23 protein-coding genes are annotated in these 23759 nt (G+C 60.5%); 13 read left to right on the forward strand and 10 right to left on the reverse strand.

Translation table 11 applies throughout. From position 1 onward, the window contains the following. Nucleotides 1-249: 249 nt before the first annotated feature. From UB23_RS25790 to UB23_RS25805, 4 genes are all read left to right on the forward strand, one after another. The gene (locus tag UB23_RS25790) at nucleotides 250-1047 is read left to right on the forward strand and encodes a hydroxymethylpyrimidine/phosphomethylpyrimidine kinase (protein WP_045062071.1); all 798 of its coding nucleotides are present in this window, start codon (nucleotides 250-252) and stop codon (nucleotides 1045-1047) included. Nucleotides 1048-1079: 32 nt separating this feature from the next. Further along, complete coding sequence (gene thiE, locus UB23_RS25795) at nucleotides 1080-1703, forward strand: thiamine phosphate synthase (protein ID WP_045062072.1); 624 nt, start codon at nucleotides 1080-1082, stop codon at nucleotides 1701-1703. A 31-nt stretch (nucleotides 1704-1734) separates the two neighbouring features. Further along, complete coding sequence (gene hemL, locus UB23_RS25800; protein ID WP_045062073.1) at nucleotides 1735-3018, forward strand: glutamate-1-semialdehyde 2,1-aminomutase; 1284 nt, start codon at nucleotides 1735-1737, stop codon at nucleotides 3016-3018. A gap of 224 nt (nucleotides 3019-3242) precedes the next feature. Then, complete coding sequence (locus UB23_RS25805; protein ID WP_045062074.1) at nucleotides 3243-3791, forward strand: tetratricopeptide repeat protein; 549 nt, start codon at nucleotides 3243-3245, stop codon at nucleotides 3789-3791. Nucleotides 3792-3858: 67 nt separating this feature from the next. Here the strand turns inward: UB23_RS25805 and UB23_RS25810 are convergent, their stop codons facing one another. Next, nucleotides 3859-4188, reverse strand: coding sequence for a DUF1820 family protein (locus UB23_RS25810; protein WP_045062075.1), 330 nt, complete (start codon nucleotides 4186-4188; stop codon nucleotides 3859-3861). A 135-nt stretch (nucleotides 4189-4323) separates the two neighbouring features. Here UB23_RS25810 and miaB point away from each other — a divergent pair, with 135 nt between their 5' ends. The 5 genes from miaB to lnt all read left to right on the forward strand — a co-directional run bounded on the left by miaB (nucleotide 4324) and on the right by lnt (nucleotide 9749). Beyond that, on the forward strand, nucleotides 4324-5652 hold the full coding sequence (miaB, locus tag UB23_RS25815) for a tRNA (N6-isopentenyl adenosine(37)-C2)-methylthiotransferase MiaB (RefSeq protein ID WP_177328596.1): 1329 nt from the start codon (nucleotides 4324-4326) through the stop codon (nucleotides 5650-5652). 228 nt (nucleotides 5653-5880) lie between these two features. Next, nucleotides 5881-6885 carry a PhoH family protein gene (locus UB23_RS25820; protein ID WP_045062077.1) on the forward strand — a complete coding sequence of 335 codons (1005 nt, stop codon included), beginning with the start codon at nucleotides 5881-5883 and terminating at the stop codon, nucleotides 6883-6885. After that, nucleotides 6878-7372 carry an rRNA maturation RNase YbeY gene (gene ybeY / locus UB23_RS25825; protein WP_045062078.1) on the forward strand — a complete coding sequence of 165 codons (495 nt, stop codon included), beginning with the start codon at nucleotides 6878-6880 and terminating at the stop codon, nucleotides 7370-7372. The genes UB23_RS25820 and ybeY overlap by 8 nt, the downstream gene beginning before the upstream one ends. A gap of 5 nt (nucleotides 7373-7377) precedes the next feature. Further along, complete coding sequence (locus tag UB23_RS25830; RefSeq protein WP_045062079.1) at nucleotides 7378-8217, forward strand: HlyC/CorC family transporter; 840 nt, start codon at nucleotides 7378-7380, stop codon at nucleotides 8215-8217. An 8-nt stretch (nucleotides 8218-8225) separates the two neighbouring features. Then, complete coding sequence (gene lnt, locus UB23_RS25835) at nucleotides 8226-9749, forward strand: apolipoprotein N-acyltransferase (RefSeq protein ID WP_045062080.1); 1524 nt, start codon at nucleotides 8226-8228, stop codon at nucleotides 9747-9749. 85 nt (nucleotides 9750-9834) lie between these two features. Here the strand turns inward: lnt and UB23_RS25840 are convergent, their stop codons facing one another. Both UB23_RS25840 and UB23_RS25845 read right to left on the reverse strand, forming a co-directional pair. Next, the gene (locus UB23_RS25840; protein ID WP_045062081.1) at nucleotides 9835-10596 is read right to left on the reverse strand and encodes a YdcF family protein; all 762 of its coding nucleotides are present in this window, start codon (nucleotides 10594-10596) and stop codon (nucleotides 9835-9837) included. Nucleotides 10597-10702: 106 nt separating this feature from the next. Beyond that, nucleotides 10703-11023: a hypothetical protein gene (locus UB23_RS25845; protein ID WP_045062082.1), complete on the reverse strand. Its 321-nt coding sequence runs from the start codon at nucleotides 11021-11023 to the stop codon at nucleotides 10703-10705. A gap of 279 nt (nucleotides 11024-11302) precedes the next feature. On the opposite strand from UB23_RS25845, the gene leuS reads away from it, so the two are divergent. The 4 genes from leuS to UB23_RS25865 all read left to right on the forward strand — a co-directional run bounded on the left by leuS (nucleotide 11303) and on the right by UB23_RS25865 (nucleotide 17123). Next, nucleotides 11303-13909, forward strand: coding sequence for a leucine--tRNA ligase (gene leuS, locus UB23_RS25850; RefSeq protein ID WP_045062083.1), 2607 nt, complete (start codon nucleotides 11303-11305; stop codon nucleotides 13907-13909). Nucleotides 13910-13996: 87 nt separating this feature from the next. Then, nucleotides 13997-14602, forward strand: a complete 606-nt coding sequence (locus UB23_RS25855) for an LPS-assembly lipoprotein LptE (RefSeq protein WP_045062084.1) — start codon at nucleotides 13997-13999, stop codon at nucleotides 14600-14602. Nucleotides 14603-14641: 39 nt separating this feature from the next. Then, complete coding sequence (holA, locus tag UB23_RS25860; RefSeq protein ID WP_045062085.1) at nucleotides 14642-15679, forward strand: DNA polymerase III subunit delta; 1038 nt, start codon at nucleotides 14642-14644, stop codon at nucleotides 15677-15679. A 121-nt stretch (nucleotides 15680-15800) separates the two neighbouring features. After that, complete coding sequence (locus UB23_RS25865) at nucleotides 15801-17123, forward strand: lytic murein transglycosylase (protein WP_045062086.1); 1323 nt, start codon at nucleotides 15801-15803, stop codon at nucleotides 17121-17123. Between the two features lie 117 nt (nucleotides 17124-17240). Here UB23_RS25865 and UB23_RS25870 read toward each other — a convergent pair whose 3' ends face one another. The 7 genes from UB23_RS25870 to mltB form a co-directional block, all read right to left on the reverse strand. Continuing rightward, on the reverse strand, nucleotides 17241-18191 hold the full coding sequence (locus tag UB23_RS25870) for a S66 peptidase family protein (RefSeq protein ID WP_045062087.1): 951 nt from the start codon (nucleotides 18189-18191) through the stop codon (nucleotides 17241-17243). Nucleotides 18192-18363: 172 nt separating this feature from the next. Continuing rightward, a complete protein-coding gene (gene lipA, locus UB23_RS25875) occupies nucleotides 18364-19386 on the reverse strand; it encodes a lipoyl synthase (protein ID WP_045062088.1) in 1023 nt (340 codons plus the stop codon). A 1-nt stretch (nucleotide 19387) separates the two neighbouring features. Continuing rightward, on the reverse strand, nucleotides 19388-20035 hold the full coding sequence (lipB, locus tag UB23_RS25880) for a lipoyl(octanoyl) transferase LipB (RefSeq protein ID WP_045062089.1): 648 nt from the start codon (nucleotides 20033-20035) through the stop codon (nucleotides 19388-19390). Continuing rightward, nucleotides 20035-20310, reverse strand: coding sequence for a DUF493 domain-containing protein (locus UB23_RS25885; protein WP_045062090.1), 276 nt, complete (start codon nucleotides 20308-20310; stop codon nucleotides 20035-20037). The genes lipB and UB23_RS25885 overlap by 1 nt, the downstream gene beginning before the upstream one ends. Nucleotides 20311-20396: 86 nt before the next feature. After that, nucleotides 20397-21554, reverse strand: coding sequence for a D-alanyl-D-alanine carboxypeptidase family protein (locus UB23_RS25890; protein ID WP_045062091.1), 1158 nt, complete (start codon nucleotides 21552-21554; stop codon nucleotides 20397-20399). 179 nt (nucleotides 21555-21733) lie between these two features. Further along, complete coding sequence (locus UB23_RS25895) at nucleotides 21734-22747, reverse strand: septal ring lytic transglycosylase RlpA family protein (RefSeq protein WP_045062092.1); 1014 nt, start codon at nucleotides 22745-22747, stop codon at nucleotides 21734-21736. Then, complete coding sequence (gene mltB / locus UB23_RS25900) at nucleotides 22747-23757, reverse strand: lytic murein transglycosylase B (protein WP_045062093.1); 1011 nt, start codon at nucleotides 23755-23757, stop codon at nucleotides 22747-22749. Before mltB ends, UB23_RS25895 begins: the two co-directional genes overlap by 1 nt. Nucleotides 23758-23759 lie beyond the last annotated feature (2 nt).

A 23759-nucleotide genomic window follows, 5' to 3' on the forward strand; every position in this document is an offset into this window, starting at 1 on the left:
GAAGCCCCTCATTCCCTTTGAGTAGACGTAAAACCGGTATTACCTGTTATTGATTTGGATCCACTCTAGCATAGCCGTTAGTGGCCAATGAACACCATTGAAAAATATACTCGAAAGGCTCTAGTACGGGCTTTGCAGCGCTATCTATTGAGCTAGAGCGGTTGCCCCCTCATGCCGACTGTGGGAGCGGCCCTGCTGCTACAGAGTCCACTGTCATGAGTCGAGTGACTGGTGGTAAGCTCGCGCACCATGAATATCTACAGCTCCCGCCCCGTTGTCCTCTGTCTCTCCGGCCACGACCCAAGTGGTGGCGCCGGCTTGCAGGCAGATATCGAAGCCCTGCTCGCCCAGGGTTGTCATGCGGCTCCGGCCGTCACCGCGCTGACTGTGCAAGACACGGTCAACGTCACTGATTTCCGCGTACTCGACCGAGCGTGGGTACTGGCCCAGGCCAACGCCGTGCTTAACGATTCCGAAGTCGCCGCCGTCAAGCTGGGCATGCTCGGTTCGCTGGAAATGGTCGACACCGTGGTCGAGCTGCTGCAGGCGCATCCGCACTTGCCGATGGTTTGCGACCCGGTACTGCGTGCGGGCGGCGGCGGACGCCTGGGCAAGGACGAAGTCGGCTACGCGATGCGCGAACGCCTGCTCCCACTGGCGATCATTGCCACCCCCAACCTGCCCGAAGCGCGCATCCTCGCCGAGCTCCCCGAAGGCACGGCAGACCAATGCGCGGAAAAACTGCTGCCCTACGTCAAGCATCTGCTGATCACCGGCGGTCACGGCGACGAGCAGGAAATTCACAACCGCCTGTACACACGCGACGGTCGCCGCGAAACCTTCACCTGCCAGCGTTTGCCCGGCAGTTACCACGGTTCCGGCTGCACCCTGGCCAGCGCCCTGGCCGGTCGTCTGGCGCAGGGTGAAAACCTCGTCAGTGCTGTGCAGACCGCGCTTAACTACACATGGCGCACCCTGCGTGATGCCGAGCAGCTGGGTAAAGGTCAATTTGTGCCACGCCGCCTGCCGCTGGATTTCTGTTCGTAACTTCCCATTAGTCATGCGGTGAGGCTTGTCCGATGAAACTACGTGGCCTTTACGCCATCACCGACAGCCAGTTGCTGGCCGGTAAATTCCTCTCGTACGTGGAGGCGGCGCTGGAAGGTGGCGTCACCCTGCTGCAGTACCGCGACAAGAGTACGGACGAAGCGCGGCGCCTGCGCGAGGCCGAAACCCTGCGGGATCTGTGCGACCGCTACAAGACCCGGCTGATCATCAATGACGATGCCGAGCTGGCTGCGCGCCTGAACGTTGGCGTACACCTCGGCCAGACCGACGGCCCGCTGACCCCGGCCCGCGCATTGCTGGGCCGCCAGGCGATCATCGGTTCGACCTGCCACGCGCAGATCAACCTTGCCGAGCAGGCCGCCAAAGAAGGCGCCAGTTACGTTGCCTTCGGTCGCTTCTTCAATTCCAGCACCAAACCCGGCGCGCCGACCTGCAGCCTCGAACTGCTGGATCAGGCTCGCAGCACATTGCATTTGCCGATCTGCGCAATCGGTGGCATCACCCTGGAAAACGCGGAGCCGCTGGTGGCCCACGGGGTCGATCTGCTGGCGGTGGTCCACGGCCTGTTTGGCGCCCAAAGCACGGCTGAAGTCACACGCCGCGCCCGCGCATTCAACGAACTGCTTTCCATTTAAGTCGCTTAAAATCTGATTTGAGAGTCCGATCATGTCTCGTTCCGAAACGCTATTTGCCAATGCCCAGAAACACATCCCCGGCGGTGTGAACTCGCCAGTGCGCGCGTTCAAGAGCGTTGGCGGTACGCCGCTGTTTTTCAAACACGCTGAAGGGGCCTACGTCACCGACGAAGACAATAAGCGCTACGTTGATTACGTCGGCTCGTGGGGCCCGATGATCCTCGGCCACAGCCACCCGGACGTTCTGGACGCCGTGCGCAAGCAGCTTGAGCACGGCCTGTCCTATGGCGCACCGACCGAGATGGAAACCCAGATGGCGGATCTGGTGTGCTCGCTCGTGCCTTCAATGGAAATGGTGCGCATGGTCAGCTCCGGCACCGAAGCGACCATGAGTGCCATTCGCCTGGCCCGCGGCTTTACCGGTCGCGACAGCATCATCAAGTTCGAAGGCTGCTATCACGGTCACTCCGACAGCCTGCTGGTCAAGGCCGGTTCCGGCGCCCTGACCCAAGGCGTGCCGAGTTCGGCAGGTGTACCGGCGGCATTTGCCAAACACACGCTGACTTTGCCCTTCAACGACATCGACGCCGTCGAAACCATGCTGGCTGAAGTGGGCCAGGACGTCGCGTGCATCATCGTCGAGCCGGTGGCCGGCAACATGAACTGCGTTCCTCCGGCACCGGGCTTTCTCGAAGGCCTGCGGACCCTGTGCGACAAGCACGGCGTGGTGCTGATTTTCGACGAAGTGATGACCGGTTTCCGCGTGGCACTGGGCGGTGCACAAGCGCATTACGGCGTGAACCCGGACCTGACCACCTTCGGCAAGATCATTGGTGGTGGCATGCCGGTTGGCTGCTTCGGCGGCAAGCGTGAAATCATGTCGCACATTGCACCACTGGGGCCTGTTTACCAGGCCGGTACGCTGTCGGGTAACCCGCTGGCAATGGCGGCGGGCCTGACCACCTTGCGCCTGATCAGCCGTCCTGGCTTCCATGCCGAGTTGACCGACTACACCAGTCGCCTGCTCGATGGCCTGCAACAACGCGCCGATGCAGCCGGTATCCCGTTCGTGACCACCCAGGCCGGCGGCATGTTCGGCCTGTACTTCAGTGGTGCCGATGACATCGTGACCTTCGACGACGTAATGGCCAGCGATGCCAAACTGTTCGGGCGTTTCTTCCACCTGATGCTCGAAGGCGGCGTGTACCTGGCGCCAAGCGCATTCGAAGCCGGTTTCACCTCCATCGCCCATGGCGAAGCCGAGTTGAAACTGACGCTGGATGCCGCTGAACGTGCATTCGCTGCCTTGAAGTAATGCCGTGCCGCTGACGTTGGCGATTGCCAGCGTCAGTATTCCCTGCATCCGCGCCCCTTTTCCTGCTCATCTGCCAGGTTTTTCCCGCAAAGTGGGTTATATATTTCCCTCGCAGCAGAAAAACGAGTAAAGACTTTGTAAGGATGGCCCTGCTTATTTCATAATGCGCGCTTATTGGATCCCCTCGATGGGTCCGCGCGCCCTTCAGAGGTAAGTCGATTCCCATGAACCGCACCGGCCGCGCCCTTGCACTGGGCTGCCTGTTGCTCCTTCAGCCCTTGCTTGTACAAGCAGGCGGCAACTCGTTGTTAATCCCAGCGATGGGTCGCTGCACCCTCAATACTCAGCCGCAGGACTTGGCCCAGGCGCTTGCTGCCTGCCAGAAAGCCTCGGATGAAGGGGATGCACAGGCGCAATACGAGTTGGGTGAGTTCTACTACGACGGCAAAAATGCGCCGCGCGACCTCAATCAAGCCCTGAGCTACTTCGAAAAAGCCTCACTGCAAGGCCACGCCCAGGCGCAATTCAAGCTCGGCACCATGTTCTTCCACGGCGAAGGTGTGCCGGCCAACAATGTCCAGGCGTATATCGTGCTGAAGATGGCGGCGGTCAATGGCGCGGAGGATGCGCTGGACACTGCCGACGAGGTGGCCGAGAAGATGCCGCGTGAAGAGCTTGAGGTGGCCACTCAGGTGCTCGGGCAGATTTTCCGCAAGTACTTGATGGAATTGCAAAGCGCGGATGGGCGAACGCCGTTTTCGCCACTTCCCTGATTTTTGCTTCTATCTGACGACCCCATCGCTGGCTTGCCAGCGATAAGGTCGACGCGGTCTCGAAGGCTTACTTGTCCGGCATCGGCATCGGAAACGGCATCACATTGCCGACCGCGCCACGGGCTTCGCTGATTTTTGGCGTACCCAGGCGCTCGACTTCATCGATGCGCACAATCGAATGCATCGGCACAAAACTGCGTACCACACCCTCGAACTGAGCCTTGAGCTTCTCTTCGCTCGGATCGACGACCACTTGCGTGCGCTCGCCAAAGACGAATTCTTCCACTTCCAGGAAACCCCACAGATCACTTTGGTAGATCTGTTTGGCATACATTTCGTACACCTGGCCCTGGTTGAGGAAAATCACCTTGTAGATTGGAGCTTCACGTTTGGTCATGGTGGGCGAGCAACACATCGGGGGATAAAAATGAGGGCGCGAACTATAGCATAGCCGCCGGACGCACAGCGGTAGGAACATGGGACCATGTTCCCTATAATGCGCGGTTCTTTGAATCACGTGATGACTCTGTCCATGGCCAAGAAGCTTTACATCGAAACCCACGGTTGCCAGATGAACGAGTACGACAGCTCGCGCATGGTCGACTTACTGGGTGAACACCAGGCCCTGGAAGTCACCGCTCGCGCTGAAGATGCCGACGTGATCCTGCTCAATACCTGCTCGATCCGCGAACGTGCCCAGGACCGGGTGTACTCCCAGCTCGGCCGCTGGCGCGAATTGAAACTGGCCAACCCGGACATGGTGATCGCCGTGGGCGGTTGCGTGGCGAGCCAGGAAGGTGCGGCCATTCGCGACCGCGCGCCCTATGTCGACGTAGTGTTCGGACCACAGACATTGCACCGCCTGCCAGAAATGATCGACGCCGCGCGTGCCACCAAGTTGCCGCAAGTCGACGTCTCCTTTCCGGAAATCGAAAAATTCGACCACCTGCCCGAGCCGCGCATCGACGGCCCAAGCGCCTACGTGTCGGTGATGGAAGGGTGCAGCAAGTACTGCACTTTCTGCGTGGTGCCTTACACCCGCGGCGAAGAAGTCAGCCGCCCGTTCGACGACGTGATCGCCGAGATCATCCACCTGGCCGAAAATGGCGTGCGTGAGGTGACCCTGCTGGGCCAGAACGTCAACGGCTATCGTGGCGCCACTCACGACGGACGCCTGGCCGACCTGGCCGAGCTGATCCGAGTAGTTGCGGCTGTCGATGGCATCGACCGCATCCGCTACACCACTTCACACCCGCTGGAGTTCTCCGACAGCCTGATCCAGGCCCACGCCGAAGTACCGCAACTGGTCAAACACCTGCATTTGCCGGTTCAGTCGGGTTCCGATCGGATTCTCTCGGCGATGAAGCGCAACCACACGGCGCTGGAGTACAAATCCAAGCTGCGCAAATTGCGTGCAGCCGTTCCGGGAATTTGCATCAGTTCGGACTTTATCGTCGGTTTTCCGGGCGAAACCGAAAAAGATTTCGAGCAGACCATGAAGCTGATCGAGGACGTCGGTTTCGACTTCTCCTACTCGTTCGTCTATAGCCAGCGCCCGGGCACGCCGGCAGCCGACCTGGCGGACGAGACGCCGGAAGCGTTGAAAAAAGAGCGCCTGAACGCTTTGCAACATCGCCTGAACCAGCAAGGTTTCGAAATCAGCCGACAAATGGTCGGTTCGATCCAGCGGATCCTGGTCACCGATTATTCGAAAAAGGACCCTGGCGAACTGCAAGGCCGCACCGAGAATAATCGTATCGTCAACTTCCGTTGCGACAATCCAACCCTGATTGGCCAGTTTGCCGACGTGCACATCGATGCCGCACAGCCGCACTCACTGCGGGGCTCGTTGATCCAGTAGCAAGTATCCGAGGCATTGAAGACTTTGTGGGAGCTGGCTTGCCAGCGATAGCGGCGTAACTGGCAACATCTTCGCTGGACTTGATGGCCTCATCGCTGGCAAGCCAGCTCCCACAGTGGACCGAGTTGATCATAAGAATGAGCTCATCCATTTAAGAGCTTTCGCACCCAGCCCACTGGCGTTATCCTTGATTTCATCCTAATTGCCCCAGGGCGGCTAAATACGACCTTGAACGCACCTATCGAACCACATCGCTTTATCCTCGAGCCCTTTGAGGCTCGCCGCTTCGCCAATCTGTGCGGGCAATTCGACGAGCATCTGCGCTTGATCGAACAGCGCCTGACAATCGAGATCCGCAACCGCGGGAACCAGTTCGAGCTGATCGGCGACCCTAAACACACCACCTCCGCGGAAAACCTGCTGCGCCGCCTGTACCGGGAAACCAAGGGTACCGAGCTGTCGCCAGACATGGTCCACCTGTTCCTGCAGGAATCGGCCGTCACAGAGCTGGATAACGTGTCCCCGTCCGAACCGTCCGTCGCCCTGCGCACCAAAAAAGGCATGATTCGCCCTCGCGGCTTGAATCAGTTGCGCTACGTGAAGGAAATCCTCGGCAACGACATCAACTTCGGCATCGGCCCCGCCGGTACCGGCAAGACTTACCTGGCCGTTGCTTGCGCAGTAGATGCGCTGGAACGGGAGCAAATCCGCCGCATCCTGCTGGTTCGTCCGGCGGTTGAAGCGGGCGAAAAGCTCGGTTTCCTGCCCGGCGACCTGTCGCAGAAGATCGACCCTTACCTGCGCCCGCTGTACGACGCGCTGTACGAAATGCTCGGCTTCGAATACGTGGCCAAGCTGATCGAACGCCAGGTAATCGAAGTCGCACCGCTGGCCTACATGCGTGGCCGCACGCTCAATAACAGCTTCATCATCCTCGACGAAAGCCAGAACACCACCGTCGAGCAGATGAAGATGTTCCTGACCCGGATCGGCTTCGGCTCCACGGCAGTCATCACCGGTGACATCACCCAGGTCGACCTGCCAAAGGGCACCAAATCCGGGCTGCACCACGTGATCGAGGTGCTCAAGGACGTGCCAGGCATCAGTTTTACCCATTTCATGCCCAAGGACGTCGTGCGCCATCCGCTGGTGCAACGCATCGTCGAAGCCTACGAGCGCTTTGAAAACCGTGTGGCCGACGAAGCACCGAAGGACAGCCGCCGCGATGCTTGAGCTTGATCTGCAACTGGCTACCCAGGCGCCTGTTCCCAGCGAAGCCGAGTTCCGCCAATGGTGCGAGCTGGCCCTGCGCCAACGCACTGCCGATTCCGAAATGACCATTCGCCTGGTTGACCAGGAAGAGGCGCGCGAGCTGAACCACACCTGGCGGCAGAAAGACTATGCCACCAACGTGCTGTCGTTTCCGGCTGACGTGCCTGACGAGTTCCTCGATATACCGCTGCTGGGCGATCTGGTGATCTGCGTGGCGGTGGTCGAGCGCGAGGCCGCTGAACAAGGCAAGGAACTAAAGGCCCACTGGGCGCATCTGGTGATTCATGGCTGCTTGCATCTGTTGGGTTACGACCATATAGATGACGACGAAGCCGAAGAAATGGAAGCGCTGGAACGAACGTTGCTTGCCGAGTTGGGTCATCCGGACCCGTACGCGGACGACGAAACACAAACATCCCCTATCGTTACAACAAAGGATTCAGAGTAATCGCTATGAGCGAAGATCGATCGAGCAACGGGCAGAAGTCATGGCTGGGTAAGCTCACCCAGGCTTTTGCCCACGAGCCGAAAAACCGCCAGGAGCTCCTCGAGCTTTTGCGTGATGCCCACCAGAACAAGTTGCTGGACAGCGAAGCGCTGGCCATTGTCGAAGGCGCCATCCAGGTCGCTGACCTGCAGGTACGCGACATCATGGTCCCGCGATCGCAGATGATCAGCATCAAGGCGACCCAGACACCCCGCGAGTTCCTGCCTGCCGTGGTCGATTCGGCCCACTCCCGCTACCCGGTGATCGGCGAAAGCCACGATGACGTGATGGGCGTGTTGCTGGCCAAGGACCTGCTGCCGTTGATCCTCAAGGAGAACGGCGACAGCTTCAACATCAAGGATCTGCTGCGCCCGGCCACTTTCGTGCCGGAGTCCAAGCGCCTTAATGTGCTGCTGCGCGAATTCCGCGCCAACCACAATCACATGGCCATCGTGATCGACGAATACGGCGGTGTCGCGGGCCTGGTGACCATCGAAGACGTGCTGGAACAGATCGTTGGCGACATCGAAGACGAGCACGACGTCGAAGAAGACAGCTACATCAAGCCACTGCCCAGCGGTGACTTCCTGATCAAGGCCCTGACGCCGATCGAGAACTTCAACGAGTTCTTCGACAGCGAGTTCTCCGATGACGAGTTCGACACCGTCGGCGGCCTGGTGATGAGCGCGTTCGGGCACTTGCCAAAACGCAACGAAATCACTGAAATCGGCCCTTACCGCTTCCGCATCCTGAACGCCGACAGCCGTCGAATTCACTTGCTGCGCCTGACACCCATTGCTCGCTAAGGATTGAAATGCGCCGTCTGACCGCCCCCGGCTGGCCCGGTAACCTGCTGGCCGTGGCGGCCGGTGCACTCACCACCCTGGCCCTGGCGCCGTTCGATATCTGGCCGCTGGCATTGCTGGCGGTCGGCTTTTTCTACGCCGGCTTACGCCAACTGACTCCACGCCAGACCTTGGGCCGTGGCTGGTGCTTCGGTTTTGGCCTGTTCGGTGCCGGTACCAGCTGGATCTATTACAGCATCCACCACTTCGGTGGCGCCTCGGTGCTGCTGGCCGGGTTCCTGATGCTGATCTTCACGGCGGCGATCGCCTGGTTCTTCGCGCTGCCCGCGTGGATCTGGGCGCGCTGGCTGCGCCGTAATGAGGCGCCGCTGGCTGACGCCCTGGCATTCGCCGCGTTGTGGGTCGCCCAGGAAGCCTTCCGGGGCTGGTTCCTCACCGGTTTCCCGTGGCTCTACTCCGGTTACAGCCAGCTCGACGGGCCTCTGGCCGGGCTCGCGCCTGTGGGCGGGATGTGGCTGATCTCCTTTGCCCTGGCCCTCACGGCGGCGCTTATCTGTAACGGCCTGCGCCTGGTCCGCACTGGACACAAATGTTTCATGGCGGTGGGCGTATTACTGCTGGCTGGCCCGTGGGTGGCAGGCATTGCACTGAAGGAACACGCCTGGACCAGCCCCTCGGGCGCGCCGCTGAGTGTTGCCGCGATCCAGGGCAACGTCGAACAGAGCATGAAGTGGGACCCGGCGCAGCTGAACGCTCAGCTTGCCCTGTATCGCGACATGAGCCTCAGCTCCAAGCGGGTCGACCTGCTGATCTGGCCGGAAACCGCGGTTCCGGTACTCAAGGAATCCGCCGAAGGCTACCTGAACATGATGGGCAAGTTCGCGGCCGAGCGTGATTCTGCGCTGATTACCGGCGTGCCGATCCGTCAGGAAGTTCACCACCAGAAACGCTTTTACAACGGCATTACCGTGGCCGGTGAAGGCGACGGGACCTACCTCAAGCAGAAACTCGTCCCGTTCGGTGAATACGTGCCGCTGCAGGACATCCTGCGCGGGTTGATCGCGTTCTTCGACCTGCCGATGTCCGACTTCGCACGCGGCCCGGCCGATCAGCCACTGCTGCAAGCCAAGGGTTATCAGATTGCGCCGTTCATTTGCTACGAAGTGGTGTATCCAGACTTCGCCGCCGACCTGTCGGCTCGCAGCGACCTGCTGCTGACGATCAGCAACGACACCTGGTTTGGTACGTCCATCGGCCCGCTGCAACACTTGCAGATGGCGCAGATGCGCGCACTGGAGGCCGGTCGCTGGATGATTCGCGCGACCAACAATGGCGTCACCGGACTGATCAACCCATTCGGCCAGATCACCGCACAGATTCCGCAGTTCGAGCGCGGCATCCTGTATGGCGAAGTGGTGCCGATGCATAACCTGACGCCTTACCTGCAATGGCGTTCGTGGCCCTTGATCGTGGTGTGTGTGTTGTTGTTTGGCTGGGCGCTGGTGGCGAACCGGATGGCCAAGACCGTTTAATTTAATTGTGATGCCTTAAAAGATCGCAGCCTCGTTTCACTCGACAGCTCCTACCGGGTGACACGCCGCTGCGATCTTTTGATCTTCAACGGTAAAACAACGAATACCCCACCTGTCCTACCGCCTCGTTCACCAACTGCCCGCTCTGCCAGATCGACTTGAACTCCGGCATCCAGCCGCCCAGCGGTCGCGCGTTATCCCCACCGAGAAACCCCACCGGCGCAGGCACCACCTCGAATCCGGCTTTCTGGAAACTCCAGACCGCCCGCGGCATGTGGGCCGCCTGGGTTACCAGCACCACGCGCTTGATCCCCTGGGGCAGCAACATGCTGGCGCTCATCTGCGCGTTCTCCCAGGTCGTGCGGCTGAGTCCTTCCTGCCAGCGTACGGTCACCCCGAAATCGTCCAGCATCGAATCCGCCATCAACCTGGCTTCGGAAGGTGGGGTGCCGTAATGCAAGCCGCCACTGGTGAGCACCGGCAACCCCGACGCCTTGGCCAGGCGCGCGGCATAACGTTGCCGCTCCAGCCCGATACCTGTCGGCTGATCGGCGCCCCATGCCGGGTCACCACGCTCGCGCCCTGAACCCAGAACCACGATGGCATCGGCACGCTGGCCAAGTGTCGCCCACTCTTCACATGTCAGCGGCGGCACGCGCTCCAGGGCATTGGCACTCCACTGCACGACAATCGGCAGGCTCATCAGCCAGAAGCCCCCCAGGCCCAACGCAAAGCACAGGCCAGCCAGTCGTGGCCGGGTGCGGCGCAGCCACCAGCCAAGGGCCAGCAAAAGCAACAGGATGCCGGGCGGCAAGAGAAGTTGTTTCACGAAATAACGAAAAGGCATCGAGCATCTCCAGAGATGCCCGAAGCCTAAGAGGGTTGACGCAATGCGACAACTAAATCGAAAGGACTAGACTGCTTCATTGCCTGAAATACGGCCGGAGCCTTATTTATTTGAATTGCAGCGACCGAACCTTTACCGCGTCCCTGCCAGGTACCTTGTCCTTGAGCCAGATGATTTTGGCCGAGCGCGGTGCGTCAAGCTGCTTCACTGCTTCTGACAGGCATCCGTGTGTTTCACGTTCACTGCGGTCCAGATACGCTTTTACCAAGGCAAATTCTGCGGGGCTCAGGCCACGCAGTTCCAACTCGAGGGGGCGCTCATCGCGCAGCCGGTCAGCGGTTTTAGCAGCGTCCAGGGCGATCCCCAGACGATCGATCAGTCGTTCATACAGCTGCGGTTTCGTGACTTTTTGCTGTGACTCAACCATCCCTCACCTCATTGAAGATAAGTCTTGCTCCCCATTTAGAGCTTAGCTTCCATCACCAAACCGGCTAAGCGCCGCGACCAACGGCCCTCGGCGGGCAAATCGGGCGGCGCCTGCGTGCAATCAGGGTTTCCCTCGGCAGAGCGCGGTCATGTATGCTACGGCGCTTCCTGTAACTCCACTTCCAGCTCGCCTGGACAGCGAAACGTCGAATTGGCGAGTTCACCGTCCAGCATTGCAACGAAGAGGATTAGGCCACCCCTATTCAGTTCAAAAGTAGCCATGCACGAACAATATCAGCCCCGTGAAATCGAAGCCGCCGCCCAGTCATTCTGGGACGAGCAAAAGTCCTTTGAAGTCAGTGAACAGCCAGGCAAGGAGACTTTCTACTGCCTGTCGATGTTCCCTTACCCTAGCGGCAAGCTACACATGGGGCACGTGCGCAACTACACCATCGGCGACGTGATCTCCCGCTACCAGCGCATGCAAGGCAAGAACGTCCTGCAACCCATGGGTTGGGACGCCTTCGGCATGCCGGCGGAAAACGCCGCGATGAAGAACAACGTGGCTCCCGCCAAGTGGACCTACGAAAACATCGCCTACATGAAGAACCAGCTGCGCAGCCTGGGCCTGGCGGTGGACTGGTCGCGTGAAGTGACCACCTGCAAGCCCGATTACTACCGCTGGGAACAATGGCTGTTCACCCGCCTGTTCGAAAAAGGCGTGATCTACAAGAAAAGCGGCACCGTGAACTGGGACCCGGTCGACCAGACCGTCCTGGCCAACGAACAGGTGATCGACGGTCGCGGCTGGCGTTCCGGCGCGCTGATCGAAAAACGCGAAATCCCGATGTATTACTTCAAGATCACCGCCTACGCGGATGAACTGCTCGAGAGCCTCGACGAGCTGACTGGCTGGCCTGAACAGGTCAAGACCATGCAGCGCAACTGGATCGGCAAATCCCGCGGCATGGAAGTGCAGTTCCCTTACAACGTCGACTCCATCGGCGAAACCGGCGCGTTGAAAGTCTTCACCACCCGTCCGGACACCCTGATGGGCGCAACCTACGTGGCCGTGGCCGCCGAACACCCTCTGGCGACCCTGGCGGCACAGAACAACCCTGAGCTGCAGGCGTTCATCGCCGAATGCAAAGGCGGCAGCGTGGCCGAAGCCGACGTCGCCACCCAGGAGAAAAAAGGCCTGCCGACCTCGTTGTTCGTCGAGCACCCGCTGACCGGTGAGAAACTCCCGGTATGGGTCGCCAACTACGTGCTGATGCACTACGGCGACGGTGCGGTCATGGCTGTTCCGGCCCACGACGAGCGTGATTTCGAGTTCGCGACCAAGTACAACCTGCCTATCAAGTCCGTGGTGCGCACCAGTTCCGGCGACACCAACCCGGCGCCATGGCAGGACGCCTACGGCGAGCACGGCATGCTGATCAACTCCGGCGAGTTCGACGGCCTGGACTTCCCGGGCGCGTTTGACGCCATCGAAGTCGCGCTGATCAAGAAAAACCTCGGTGCCTCGCGCACCCAGTTCCGCCTGCGCGACTGGGGCATCAGCCGTCAGCGCTACTGGGGCTGCCCGATCCCGATCATCCACTGCCAGTCTTGTGGTGACGTGCCGGTTCCGGAAGATCAACTGCCTGTCGTATTGCCCGAAGACGTGGTCCCGGATGGTGCAGGTTCACCTCTGGCGCGCATGCCCGAGTTCTACGAGTGCAACTGCCCGAAATGCGGCCAGCCGGCCAAGCGCGAAACCGACACCATGGACACCTTCGTCGAGTCCTCGTGGTACTACGCCCGCTACGCCTCGCCGCACTATGAAGGCGGCCTGGTGGAGAAATCCGCCGCTGACCACTGGTTGCCGGTGGATCAGTACATCGGCGGCATCGAGCACGCCATCCTTCACCTGCTGTACGCGCGCTTCTTCCACAAGTTGATGCGTGATGAAGGCCTGGTGAGCTCCAACGAACCGTTCAAGAACCTGCTGACCCAGGGCATGGTGATCGCGGAGACTTACTATCGTCGCGAAGCCAATGGTGCCTACACCTGGTTCAACCCGGCGGACGTCGAACTCGAGCGCGACAGCAAGGCCAAGGTTATCAGCGCCAAGCTGATCGCCGATGGCCTGCCGGTGGAAATCGGTGGCACCGAGAAGATGGCCAAGTCGAAGAACAACGGCGTCGACCCACAGTCGATGATCGACCAGTTCGGCGCAGACACCTGCCGCCTGTTCATGATGTTCGCCTCGCCACCCGACATGAGCGCGGAATGGTCCGACTCTGGCGTGGAAGGTTCGCATCGCTTCCTCAAGCGCGTCTGGCGCCTGGCTCAAGGCCATGTCATTCAAGGCTTGCCGGGCAAACTGGACGTCGCCGGCCTGAACGACGAGCAGAAGGTCATTCGCCGCTCGATCCACCTGGCTATCAAGCAGGCCAGCCACGACGTCGGCCAGAACCACAAATTCAACACCGCCATCGCCCAGGTGATGACGCTGATGAACGTGTTGGAAAAAGCCCCGCAAGTGACCGAGCAGGATCGCGCCCTGGTGCAGGAAGGCCTGGAAGCCGTGACCCTGCTGCTGGCTCCAATCACTCCGCACATCTGCCACGAGCTGTGGAATCAGCTCGGTCACCCGGATGCGGTGATCGACGCCGGCTGGCCGGTGCTGGACGAAACCGCGCTGGTGCAGGACAGCCTGACGCTGGTTATCCAGGTCAACGGCAAATTGCGTGGGCAGATCGAAATGCCGGCCAGCGCGACTCGCGAAGAAGTCGAAGCCGCTGCCCGCACCAACGAGAACGTGCTGCGCTTCGTTGACGGCCTGACTATTCGTAAAGTGATCGTAGTGCCCGGGAAACTGGTCAATATCGTCGCCAGCTAATTGGACCAGGCGCCAGGTGAGCCTGGCGCCGAGTAAAACCTTTCGGGCCGCACAGTCGGCCCACCTGGTTTCAAGGGGAACAACAAGATGATCAAACGCAATTTGCTGGTGATGGGCCTTGCGGTCCTGTTGAGCGCCTGCGGTTTCCAGCTGCGTGGTACTGGTACGACTGAGCTGGCGATCAAGGAACTCGACCTGAGCGCACGTAATGCCTACGGCCCTACCGTGACCCAGATGCGCCAGGTGCTCGAAAGCAGCGGCGTCAAGGTTATCGCCGGCGCGCCGTACAAGCTGATCCTGACCAACGAGCAGGAGAGCCAGCGCACTCTCAGCTATGCAGGTGCCGGCCGCACTGGCGAGTACCAGCTGACGACCGTGCTTGAGTACGATATCCGTGGCCAGCGTGATCGCGAGCTGCTGAGCGACAAGATCGAAGTGCAGAAGGTGTTCATCCACGACGGCAACAACCTGGTGGGCTCCGAGCTGGAAGCCGATGATGCGCGCAAGGAAATCCGTCGCGATCTGGTCCAGCGCATGATGTTGCGCCTGCAACAACTCACCCCGGCCCAATTGGATAAGATGCAGCAGACTGCGGACGCCAAGGCCCAGGCTGAGGCCGCCGCCATGGAAGCGGCGCAGAAAGCCGAGGCGGAGACGCCACGTCAATCGCCCGTTGAACTGCCGCAGCAGTAAGACCTGCGGGGCGCCCAGGCGCCCCGCTCGCCCTTTCCCATGAAACTCGCCCCCGCCCAACTCGCCAAACACCTGCAAGGCAACCTCGCGCCGGTCTACATCATCAGCGGCGACGACCCTCTGCTGTGCCAGGAAGCCGCCGACGCCATCCGCGCTGCGGCTCGCCAACAGGGGTTTGATGAGCGCCAGGTATTCGCCGCCGACGCCAGTTTCGACTGGGGCACCTTGCTGCAAGCAGGTGCCAGCATGTCGTTGTTCGCTGAAAAACGCTTGCTTGAACTGCGCCTGCCGTCGGGTAAACCCGGCGACAAGGGCGCTGCCGCTTTCATCGAATATTGCTCGCGACCTGCCGAAGACACAGTACTGCTGATCAGCCTGCCCAAGCTGGACGGCAGCGCACAGAAAACCAAGTGGGGCAAGGCGTTGGTCGAAGGCCAGCACACCCAGTTCGTGCAGATCTGGCCGGTGGATGCCAACCAGCTGCCCAGCTGGATCCGCCAGCGTCTGTCGCAGGCCGGGCTCTCCGCCAGCCAGGACGCGGTCGAACTGATTGCCGCAAGGGTCGAAGGCAACCTGCTGGCTGCCGCCCAGGAAATCGAAAAGCTCAAGCTGATGGCCGAGGGTGGGCAGATCACGGTGGAAACCGTGCAAGCGGCGGTGGCCGACAGCGCGCGTTTCGACGTTTTTGGCCTGACCGATGCGATTCTCAACGGCGAAGCGGCCCACGCACTGCGAATGCTTGAAGGCCTGCGCGGTGAAGGCGTCGAGCCACCGGTCATTCTCTGGGCCCTGGCGCGGGAGCTGCGTTTGCTCGCCAACCTGTCGCTGCAATACAGCCAGGGCGTACCACTGGACAAGGCATTCAGCTCGGCAAGACCACCGGTCTGGGACAAGCGCAAACCGCTCATGAGCAAGGCCCTGCAACGCTACTCGGCGCAACGCTGGGCGCAGTTGTTGCTCGAAGCGCAGCGTATTGATGCGCAGATCAAAGGTCAGGCAGCGGGCTCGCCATGGATGAGTTTGAGTCGGTTATCGTTGTTGATGGCTGGGCAGAGATTGTCGTTGCCTGCGGAATAAGATCAAAAGATCGCAGCCTTCGGCAGCTCCTACGGGTTGTTACTTTCGGGCGGCCTGAAAGGCAACCAACCGCTCAACATGTTAAGGTCTGCACCTGACTCGTTTTTCCCTGGACCTGTGCATGCCCCTTAGTCTTTCCCGTCGTTGGCCCCTGCGCCAACTGCTAGCTGCCTCCAGCCTCGTTATGCTTGTCGCTTGCGCGGAAAAACCCACCGCCGCCGACGCTCAACCGCTCCAGACCGTCCCTGTCGCAACAGCCCCTGCGGTCATTCCGCCGGTTGTCCCGACCGGTGAAAATCTTGACCTCCAGCCCACGCAGACGTTTGCCGACTGGCAGGCCGGTTTCCGCAAGGAAGCACTCGCCGCCGGGATCCGTGCCGATCTGTTCGATCGCACGTTCGCCAATGTCAGCCTGGACCCCAGTGTCATTCGCGCCGACCGCAGCCAGCCGGAGTTTTCCCGCCCGGTGTGGGAATACCTCGATGGCGCGCTTTCGCCCCTGCGGGTGCGCAAGGGCCAGACGCTGGTCAGCCAGTACGCCGACATCCTGCAAAGCATCGAGCAGCGCTATGGCGTTGACCGGCAGGTACTGGTGTCGGTCTGGGGCATGGAGAGCAACTTCGGGCAGTTCCAGGGCAGTAAATCGGTCATCAACTCCCTGGCAACCCTGGCCTACGAAGGCCGCCGTCCGGGCTTCGCCCAGGCGCAGTTGATCGCCGCGCTGCAAATCCTGCAACAGGGTGATATCGAACCCGAGAAAATGCTTGGTTCCTGGGCCGGGGCCATGGGCCAGACCCAGTTCATCCCGACGACCTACAACACCCACGCCGTGGACTTCGATGGCGACGGGCGCCGTGACATCTGGGGCAGCTCCGCCGACGCGCTGGCCTCCACCGCGCACTACCTGCAAAGCTCGGGATGGCAGAAAGGCCAGCCCTGGGGCTTTGAAGTTCAGCTGCCGACCGGTTTCAAATACGTCCTGGCAGACGGCACGCTGCGCAAGAGTGTCGCCGAATGGCGGCAGCTGGGCGTAACCCTGCCCGGTGGTGCCCAGGTTCCAGCAGGCTCAGAGCACCTGTCTGCCGCCCTGCTGCTGCCGGCAGGTTACCGTGGCCCGGCCTTCCTGGTGCTGGATAACTTCCGCGCGATTCTCAAGTACAACAACTCGTCGTCCTACGCCCTGGCCGTCAGCCTGCTGTCAGAGCGGTTCAGCGGTGGTGGCCTGATCAGTGGTACCTGGCCCAAAGATGACATGCCGCTGAGTCGTACCGAGCGCATTGAATTGCAAAGCCTGCTGAGTGCACAGAACTACGACGCGGGCACCGCCGACGGGATCATAGGCGCCAATACGCGCAAGGCGATACGCAGTGCCCAACAGTCGTTTGGCTGGCCGGCGGATGGGTATCCGACGCACAAGTTGCTGGAAGGTTTGCGTAACCGCTAAAAGCTTCGCGGGCAAGCCCGCTCCCACAGGATCCAGGGCGTACGCAACATTCGCATTCAACCTGGTACTTGTGGGAGCGGGCTTGCCCGCGATGACTGACTATCAGTCCGTGATGATCTAAGACTTGATTACAACATCCTGCTCCAACACCAACGCCTTGCCCCCCGCATCGAGCTTCACCAACGCCCCCATCGGCAGCGTCAGGTTCGGATCACAATGCCCGCTGCGCCAACCGGCCAGTACCGGAATGCGTAAAGGCTCGAAAGTCTGCTTGAGCAACCGCTCAAGCGCAGCCGTCTCCCCCCCCGCCACATCGCCAACCAATACCCCGCGCAGCTGGCCCAGCGTGCCCGCCAGGCGCAGGTGCGTCAGCAGCCGGTCAATACGGTACAGCGGCTCGTTGATGTCCTCGATAAACAGGATGACGCCCTCGGCATCGATCGCGTAGGGCGTGCCCATGACGGCCGCGATCATCGACAAGTTGCCGCCGAGCAAGCGCCCGTGGGCAATGCCTGGCTCGATCGTGATCAAGGGGTAGGCCACCGGGTGAGTCAGTACACTCCCCGCCTTCACCTGCCCTCTAAGCATGTTGAAAAACGAGGACTCGGTCGGCCGCTTCCGGTCACCCAGCAGGTCGGCATTGAGCAGCGGCCCGTGAAAGGTCACAAACCCCGCGTATCGACTGATCGCCAGATGCAGCGCGGTGATGTCGCTATAGCCAATGAATGGCTTGGCATTGTTGCGCAACAGGTCGAAATCAATGCGATCGAGCAAGCGCGGGGTGCCGTAACCGCCACGCAAGCAAATGATCGCATCGACTTGCGGATCGGCAAACGCGGCGTGCAAATCCGCCAGCCGCCTTTCGTCGCTGCCGGCAAGGTAACCCTCCTTCTCGTAGACCCCGGGAAAAATCCGCAGCGCATACCCGCGAGCACGCATCCAGGCGGTGGCTTTGTCGGTGTCCAGAGGCGCAGGGCCGGCGGGAGCGATGACGCCGATCAGGCCCTCGGCAGGCAGCGCCGGGACAGGAGCGTGCGGACTGAGAACGTGGGTTGGTTTAACGGTCATCCATGAATCTCCCGGTGTGAAGGCGTCTTGCACCACAGTAGTCAGGAACGGGCACAAACAGAAGAGGGACAGCGCCCTCCAACTGCAGGAAAAAATCGCGGTGTGCCTTAGGCCAGGCAAAAAACAGCCCGCAAGCCGGACAAGCCTTGCGGGCTGTTTTACCAGCAGTTGATCAGGACGACATCAGCTCGGCCTTGACCAGCTTGGCCTGCTCGTCAGCGTGATACGAAGAACGAACCAGCGGGCCGGATGCGACGTTCTTGAAGCCCATCTTGTAACCTTCCTCGGCGAACCAGGCGAAGGTGTCCGGGTGCACGAAGCGCTGGACTGGCAAGTGGCTGCGCGACGGTTGCAGGTACTGGCCCAGGGTCAGCATGTCGATGTCATGTTCGCGCATGCGCTTCATCACTTCGATGACTTCTTCATCGGTTTCACCCAGCCCCAGCATCAGGCCGGACTTGGTCGGAATGTGCGGCATCATCTGTTTGAAGCGTTGCAGCAGGGTCAGCGACCACTGGTAGTCCGAGCCCGGACGCGCAGCCTTGTACAGGCGTGGCACTGTTTCCAGGTTGTGGTTGAACACATCAGGCGGCTCAGCCACAGTGATTTCCAGCGCCACGTCCATGCGTCCACGGTAATCCGGGACCAGGGTTTCGAGCTGCACATTTGGCGACAGCTTGCGAATTTCGCGGATGCAGTCGGCGAAGTGCTGGGCACCGCCGTCACGCAGGTCATCGCGGTCAACCGAGGTGATCACCACGTATTTGAGTTTCAGATCAGCGATGGCGATGGCCAGGCTTTGCGGCTCATTGACGTCCAGTGGCTTCGGACGACCGTGGCCCACGTCGCAGAACGGGCAACGACGGGTGCAGATGTCACCCATGATCATGAAGGTCGCCGTGCCGCCGGAGAAGCACTCGCCCAGGTTCGGGCAGGACGCCTCTTCGCACACGCTGTGCAGCTTGTGTTTGCGCAGCAGCGCCTTGATGCGGTCGACTTCCGGGGAAACCGGGATGCGCACGCGAATCCAGTCGGGCTTCTTCGGCAGTTCGGTGGTCGGAATGATCTTTACCGGGATGCGTGCAACCTTCTCGGCGCCGCGCAGCTTGACGCCGGCTTCAACCTTGGCACGCGGGGCCGGACGCTCGGTAACATCCAGCGTCGGGATCATGGTTTGCACTGCATCAGTAGTCATATCAGTCGATTCCGCCCGTTAGGGTCGTCTGCTCAGCATAGTCGAGGTGTTTGACGAGCTGCGCGCGCAGCCGGGCACTTACCTCGGCAAATTCAATCGATCCTGCGTGATCGCTCAGCTGGGTCATCGCCAGCCCGGCGTAGCCGCAGGGATTAATCCGTCGAAACGGCTCCAGGTTCATGTCCACGTTCAGGGCCAGGCCATGAAAAGAACAGCCGTGGCGAATGCGCAAACCCAGGGAGGCAATTTTTGCCCCGTTTACATACACACCCGGTGCATCCGGCTTGGCTGCAGCGGTAACGCCGTAGCTCGCCAGCAGCTCGATCAGGCAATGCTCCATGCGGGTGACCAGGTCACGCACACCAAAACCGAGTTTGCGTACATCGAGCAACAGGTAGGCGACCAACTGGCCGGGGCCGTGATAAGTCACCTGGCCACCACGGTCGACCTGCACCACCGGAATATCACCCGGCAGCAGCAGATGTTCAGCCTTGCCGGCCTGGCCCTGGGTGAACACCGGTGGGTGCTCGACCAGCCAGATCTCGTCCGCGGCATTGCAGCCACGTTCGTTGGTAAAGCGTTGCATGGCATGCCAGACCGGCTCGTAAGCCATCTGGCCAAGCTCGCGAAAGCCCAGCGTGCCAGACATCACAGCACCATGTGCACAAAACCGGTAGCGCGCAATTCGCTGTTGATGTCGTACAGCTGCTCTTGACCGGTAGCGATGATGTGCAGCTGGATGGTCGTGTACTTGCCGTTGGTGCTCTGGCGTTCGGCGAACGTCTTGAGGTCAACAGTGGCGTGCTTCTCAAGGATCGCGATGATCCTGTCCTTGAAACCTACGCCAGTATCGCCGATCACCTTGATAGGATAATCCGCGCAGGGGAATTCGATCTTTGGCGCCTTTACTTCGGTATCGGTCATGGCGTAACGGCCTCGTAAGCGTAAGCCGTGGTAACGAACATGGCCCCGCACCGGATTGGAACGGGGCCATGCAGGTCCACACTAAATCAGTTGAACAAGCCGTAGAAGAATAGACGGATGCTATCCCACATGCGACGGAAGATACCACCCTCGTCGACCGCGTCCAGTGCGATCAGGTCTGCGCTGTGCACAACCTTGTCGTCCAGTTTCACTTCGACTTTACCGATCACGTCGCCTTTGGCGATTGGCGCAATCAGTTGCGGGTTCATGGTCATGCTGGCGGCGAGCTTCTTCAGCTGACCTTTTGGCAGGGTCATGGTCAGGTCTTGAGCCAGGCCGGCCTTGACCTGGTTGGTGGTGCCTTTCCAGACTGGAGCCTGGGCCAGCTCGGCGCCTTTCTGATAGAAGGTCTGGGTTTCGAAGAAGCGGAAACCGTAAGTCAGCAGCTTCTGGGTCTCAGAGGCGCGAGCCACTTCGCTGTTGGTGCCGAAGACCACGGCGATCAGGCGCATGCCGTCACGTACAGCCGAAGACACCATGCAGTAGCCGGCTTCGTCGGTGTGACCGGTTTTCAGGCCGTCCACGGTCTTGTCGCGCCACAGCAGCAGGTTGCGGTTAGGTTGCTTGATGCCGTTCCAGAAGAACTCTTTCTGCGAGTAGATCGCATAGTGAGCAGGGTCTTCGTGGATGATTGCGCGAGCCAGCACGGCCATGTCGTGAGCCGACGAGTAGTGCTCCGGGTTCGGCAGGCCAGTCGGATTCATGAAGTGGCTGTTGGTCATGCCAAGGTCGGCCACGGTCTTGTTCATCATGTCGGCGAAGGCGTCTTCGCTGCCGGCGATGTGCTCGGAGAGCGCAACACTGGCGTCGTTACCCGACTGGATGATGATGCCGTGCAGCAGGTCACTGACCGTTACCTGGGAGCCGACTTTGATGAACATCCGCGAACCGCCGGTGCGCCAGGCGTTTTCGCTGACGGTCACCGGATCGTTTTCGCCGATCTGGCCACGACGAATTTCCAGGGTCGCGATGTACGCGGTCATCAGCTTGGTCAGGCTGGCCGGAGGCAGACGCTGGTCACCGTTGTTCTCGACCAGCACGTTGCCGCTGCTGGCGTCCATGAGTACATAGGATTTAGCCGCCAGTTGAGGTGGCGACGGCATCATCTCGACCGCGAAAGCGGCAGGCGAGATGAGCAGCGGGACTAGCAGGCAAAGGCGTTTGGCAAAGGTGGTGATGTTCATCCGTCTCTCGAAATCGCTAATGGGAACTGCCCAAAGGCAAAACTAATCAGACAGCACTCTAACGAGCTGTCGCGTGTTCAGTTGTTCACTCATAACCCTTGCCGGGCTTTTATTCTTCATCGAGCCAACAACCAGGCTCACCCCAAATCGCAAGTGAGCCTTCAATCAAGTACTACGTATTACTCGGCGGTGACCAGGCTCGGCGAACCGAGATTGGCCAGTCGCACGCTGTTCTGCACCTGCTGGATTTCACCCGGCGAGCCCATTGGCCCCAGGCGCACCCGGTGCAGGGTTTGCTGATTGCGCACTATCGAACTGATGAACACCGGAGCACTCACCATTCCGCTCAGCTTCGATCTCAGGAGCTCTGCAGCGTCCGGGTTGGCGAACGCGCCCACCTGCAGATACTGGCCAGAGGCTGGTGCAGAAGCGTTTTTTTTTGCATCGATCTGCACGGGCACTACGGCCGCCGCGTGTTGCTGTGGCGGCGGAGTCCATTGCTCCACCGTACCGGCCGAAGCCGTGATGACCGGTGCCTTGTTCTGGGCGATCTGCGGTTCATTGAGCATCAACGGCGCCGGACGCCCCTTGGCGGCCCACCATTGTTGCGGGTCGATACCCTCGACCTTGACGCGCGCGGTCCCGGTTTCGGCATAACCGAGCTTCTTGGCTGCCGCATAGGACAGGTCGATGATCCGGTCGGAGTAGAACGGCCCACGATCGTTGACTCGCAGCACCACTGATTTGTTGTTGTCCAGGTTGGTCACCCGAACGTAACTTGGCAGTGGCAAGGTCTTGTGGGCGGCACTCATGCCGTACAAGTCATAGACTTCGCCGTTGGCGGTGTTCTGGCCATGGAACTTGGTGCCATACCAGGACGCCGTGCCCGATGCCACGTAGCTCTTCGATTCCTGAATCGGGAAGTAGGTCTTGCCCAGCACGGTGTAGGGGTTGGCTTTGTAAGGACCGGTATGCAGGGTCGGCGTGGCATCCGGAATGCGCGATACGTCGACATCCCACCATGGCGCGCCGTCTTTGTGAGCGCGGTTGATGTCCAGGCCCGGCATGGTGCGCACAGCCGTGGTCGCAGGTTTTTGCGTAGGAGAACGGCTGGTCGAACAACTGGCGACCAGCACCGCCAAGGCACCGAATGCCATCAGCTTCAGGGGTTTATTCATAGGCAATGCCCGCATTACTTGACGCCCCGTGCTTGGACCAGCTGTTCAGACAGTTGATGTACGGCCATGGCATACATCACGCTGCGGTTATAACGCGTGATCGCGTAAAAATTCTTCAGGCCCATCCAGTATTCAGGACCTTGGTCACCTTCCAGGCGGAAAGCCGTGACCGGCATATCATCGCGCAGCGCATCATGACTCGACCACCCCAACGCTCGCAACTCCCCGACGGTTTTAGTCGGCTCGATGCCCGTGGTCAAACCCTCGTCCACCTGGTCGCCACGCGCATCGGCGCGACTGACAACGGGTTCTCCGGCCACCCAGCCGTGACGCTTGAAATAACTGGCGACGCTGCCGATTGCGTCGTCCGGGTTGGTCCAGATATTAATGTGACCATCACCGTCGAAATCCACTGCATAGGCGCGAAAACTGCTCGGCATGAACTGCGGCAGCCCCATGGCCCCGGCGTACGAGCCCTTGAGGGTCAATGGATCGACCTGTTCTTCCCGGGCCAGCAGCAGAAACTCGCGTAATTCCTTGCGGAAAAATTCGGCACGGGGAGGATAGTCGAAACCGAGGGTGGACAAGGCATCGATCACCCGGAAATTACCGGTATTACGGCCGAAAAAGGTCTCAACGCCGATAATCGACACAATCACCTGGGCTGGTACCCCGTATTCCTGTTCGGCACGCGCCAATACGGCTTCGTGCTGGCGCCAGAAGTCCACACCGCGGGCAATGCGCGCGTCGGAGATGAACATCGGGCGATACTCATTCCACTGCTTGACCCGCTCGGCAGGTTTCGAGATCGCGTCCAGAATCGACTGCTTGCGCTCGGCTTCGCGGAACACGCCCATCAGCTGCTCACCGGCGAAACCGTAGTCGCGGGTCATTTCACCGACGAACTCGGCCACCTGCGGAGTGCCTTCGTAATCGCCGGCCAGCGCTTGCTGCGCTGTGCCAAGGATGCCTACCAGGCCGACCCACGGCGCGTATCGAGTCGCCCAGCCACGCATTTCTTGCATTG

This window comes from Pseudomonas sp. ES3-33, from assembly GCF_000952175.1.
Lineage (GTDB): Bacteria > Pseudomonadota > Gammaproteobacteria > Pseudomonadales > Pseudomonadaceae > Aquipseudomonas > Aquipseudomonas gregormendelii.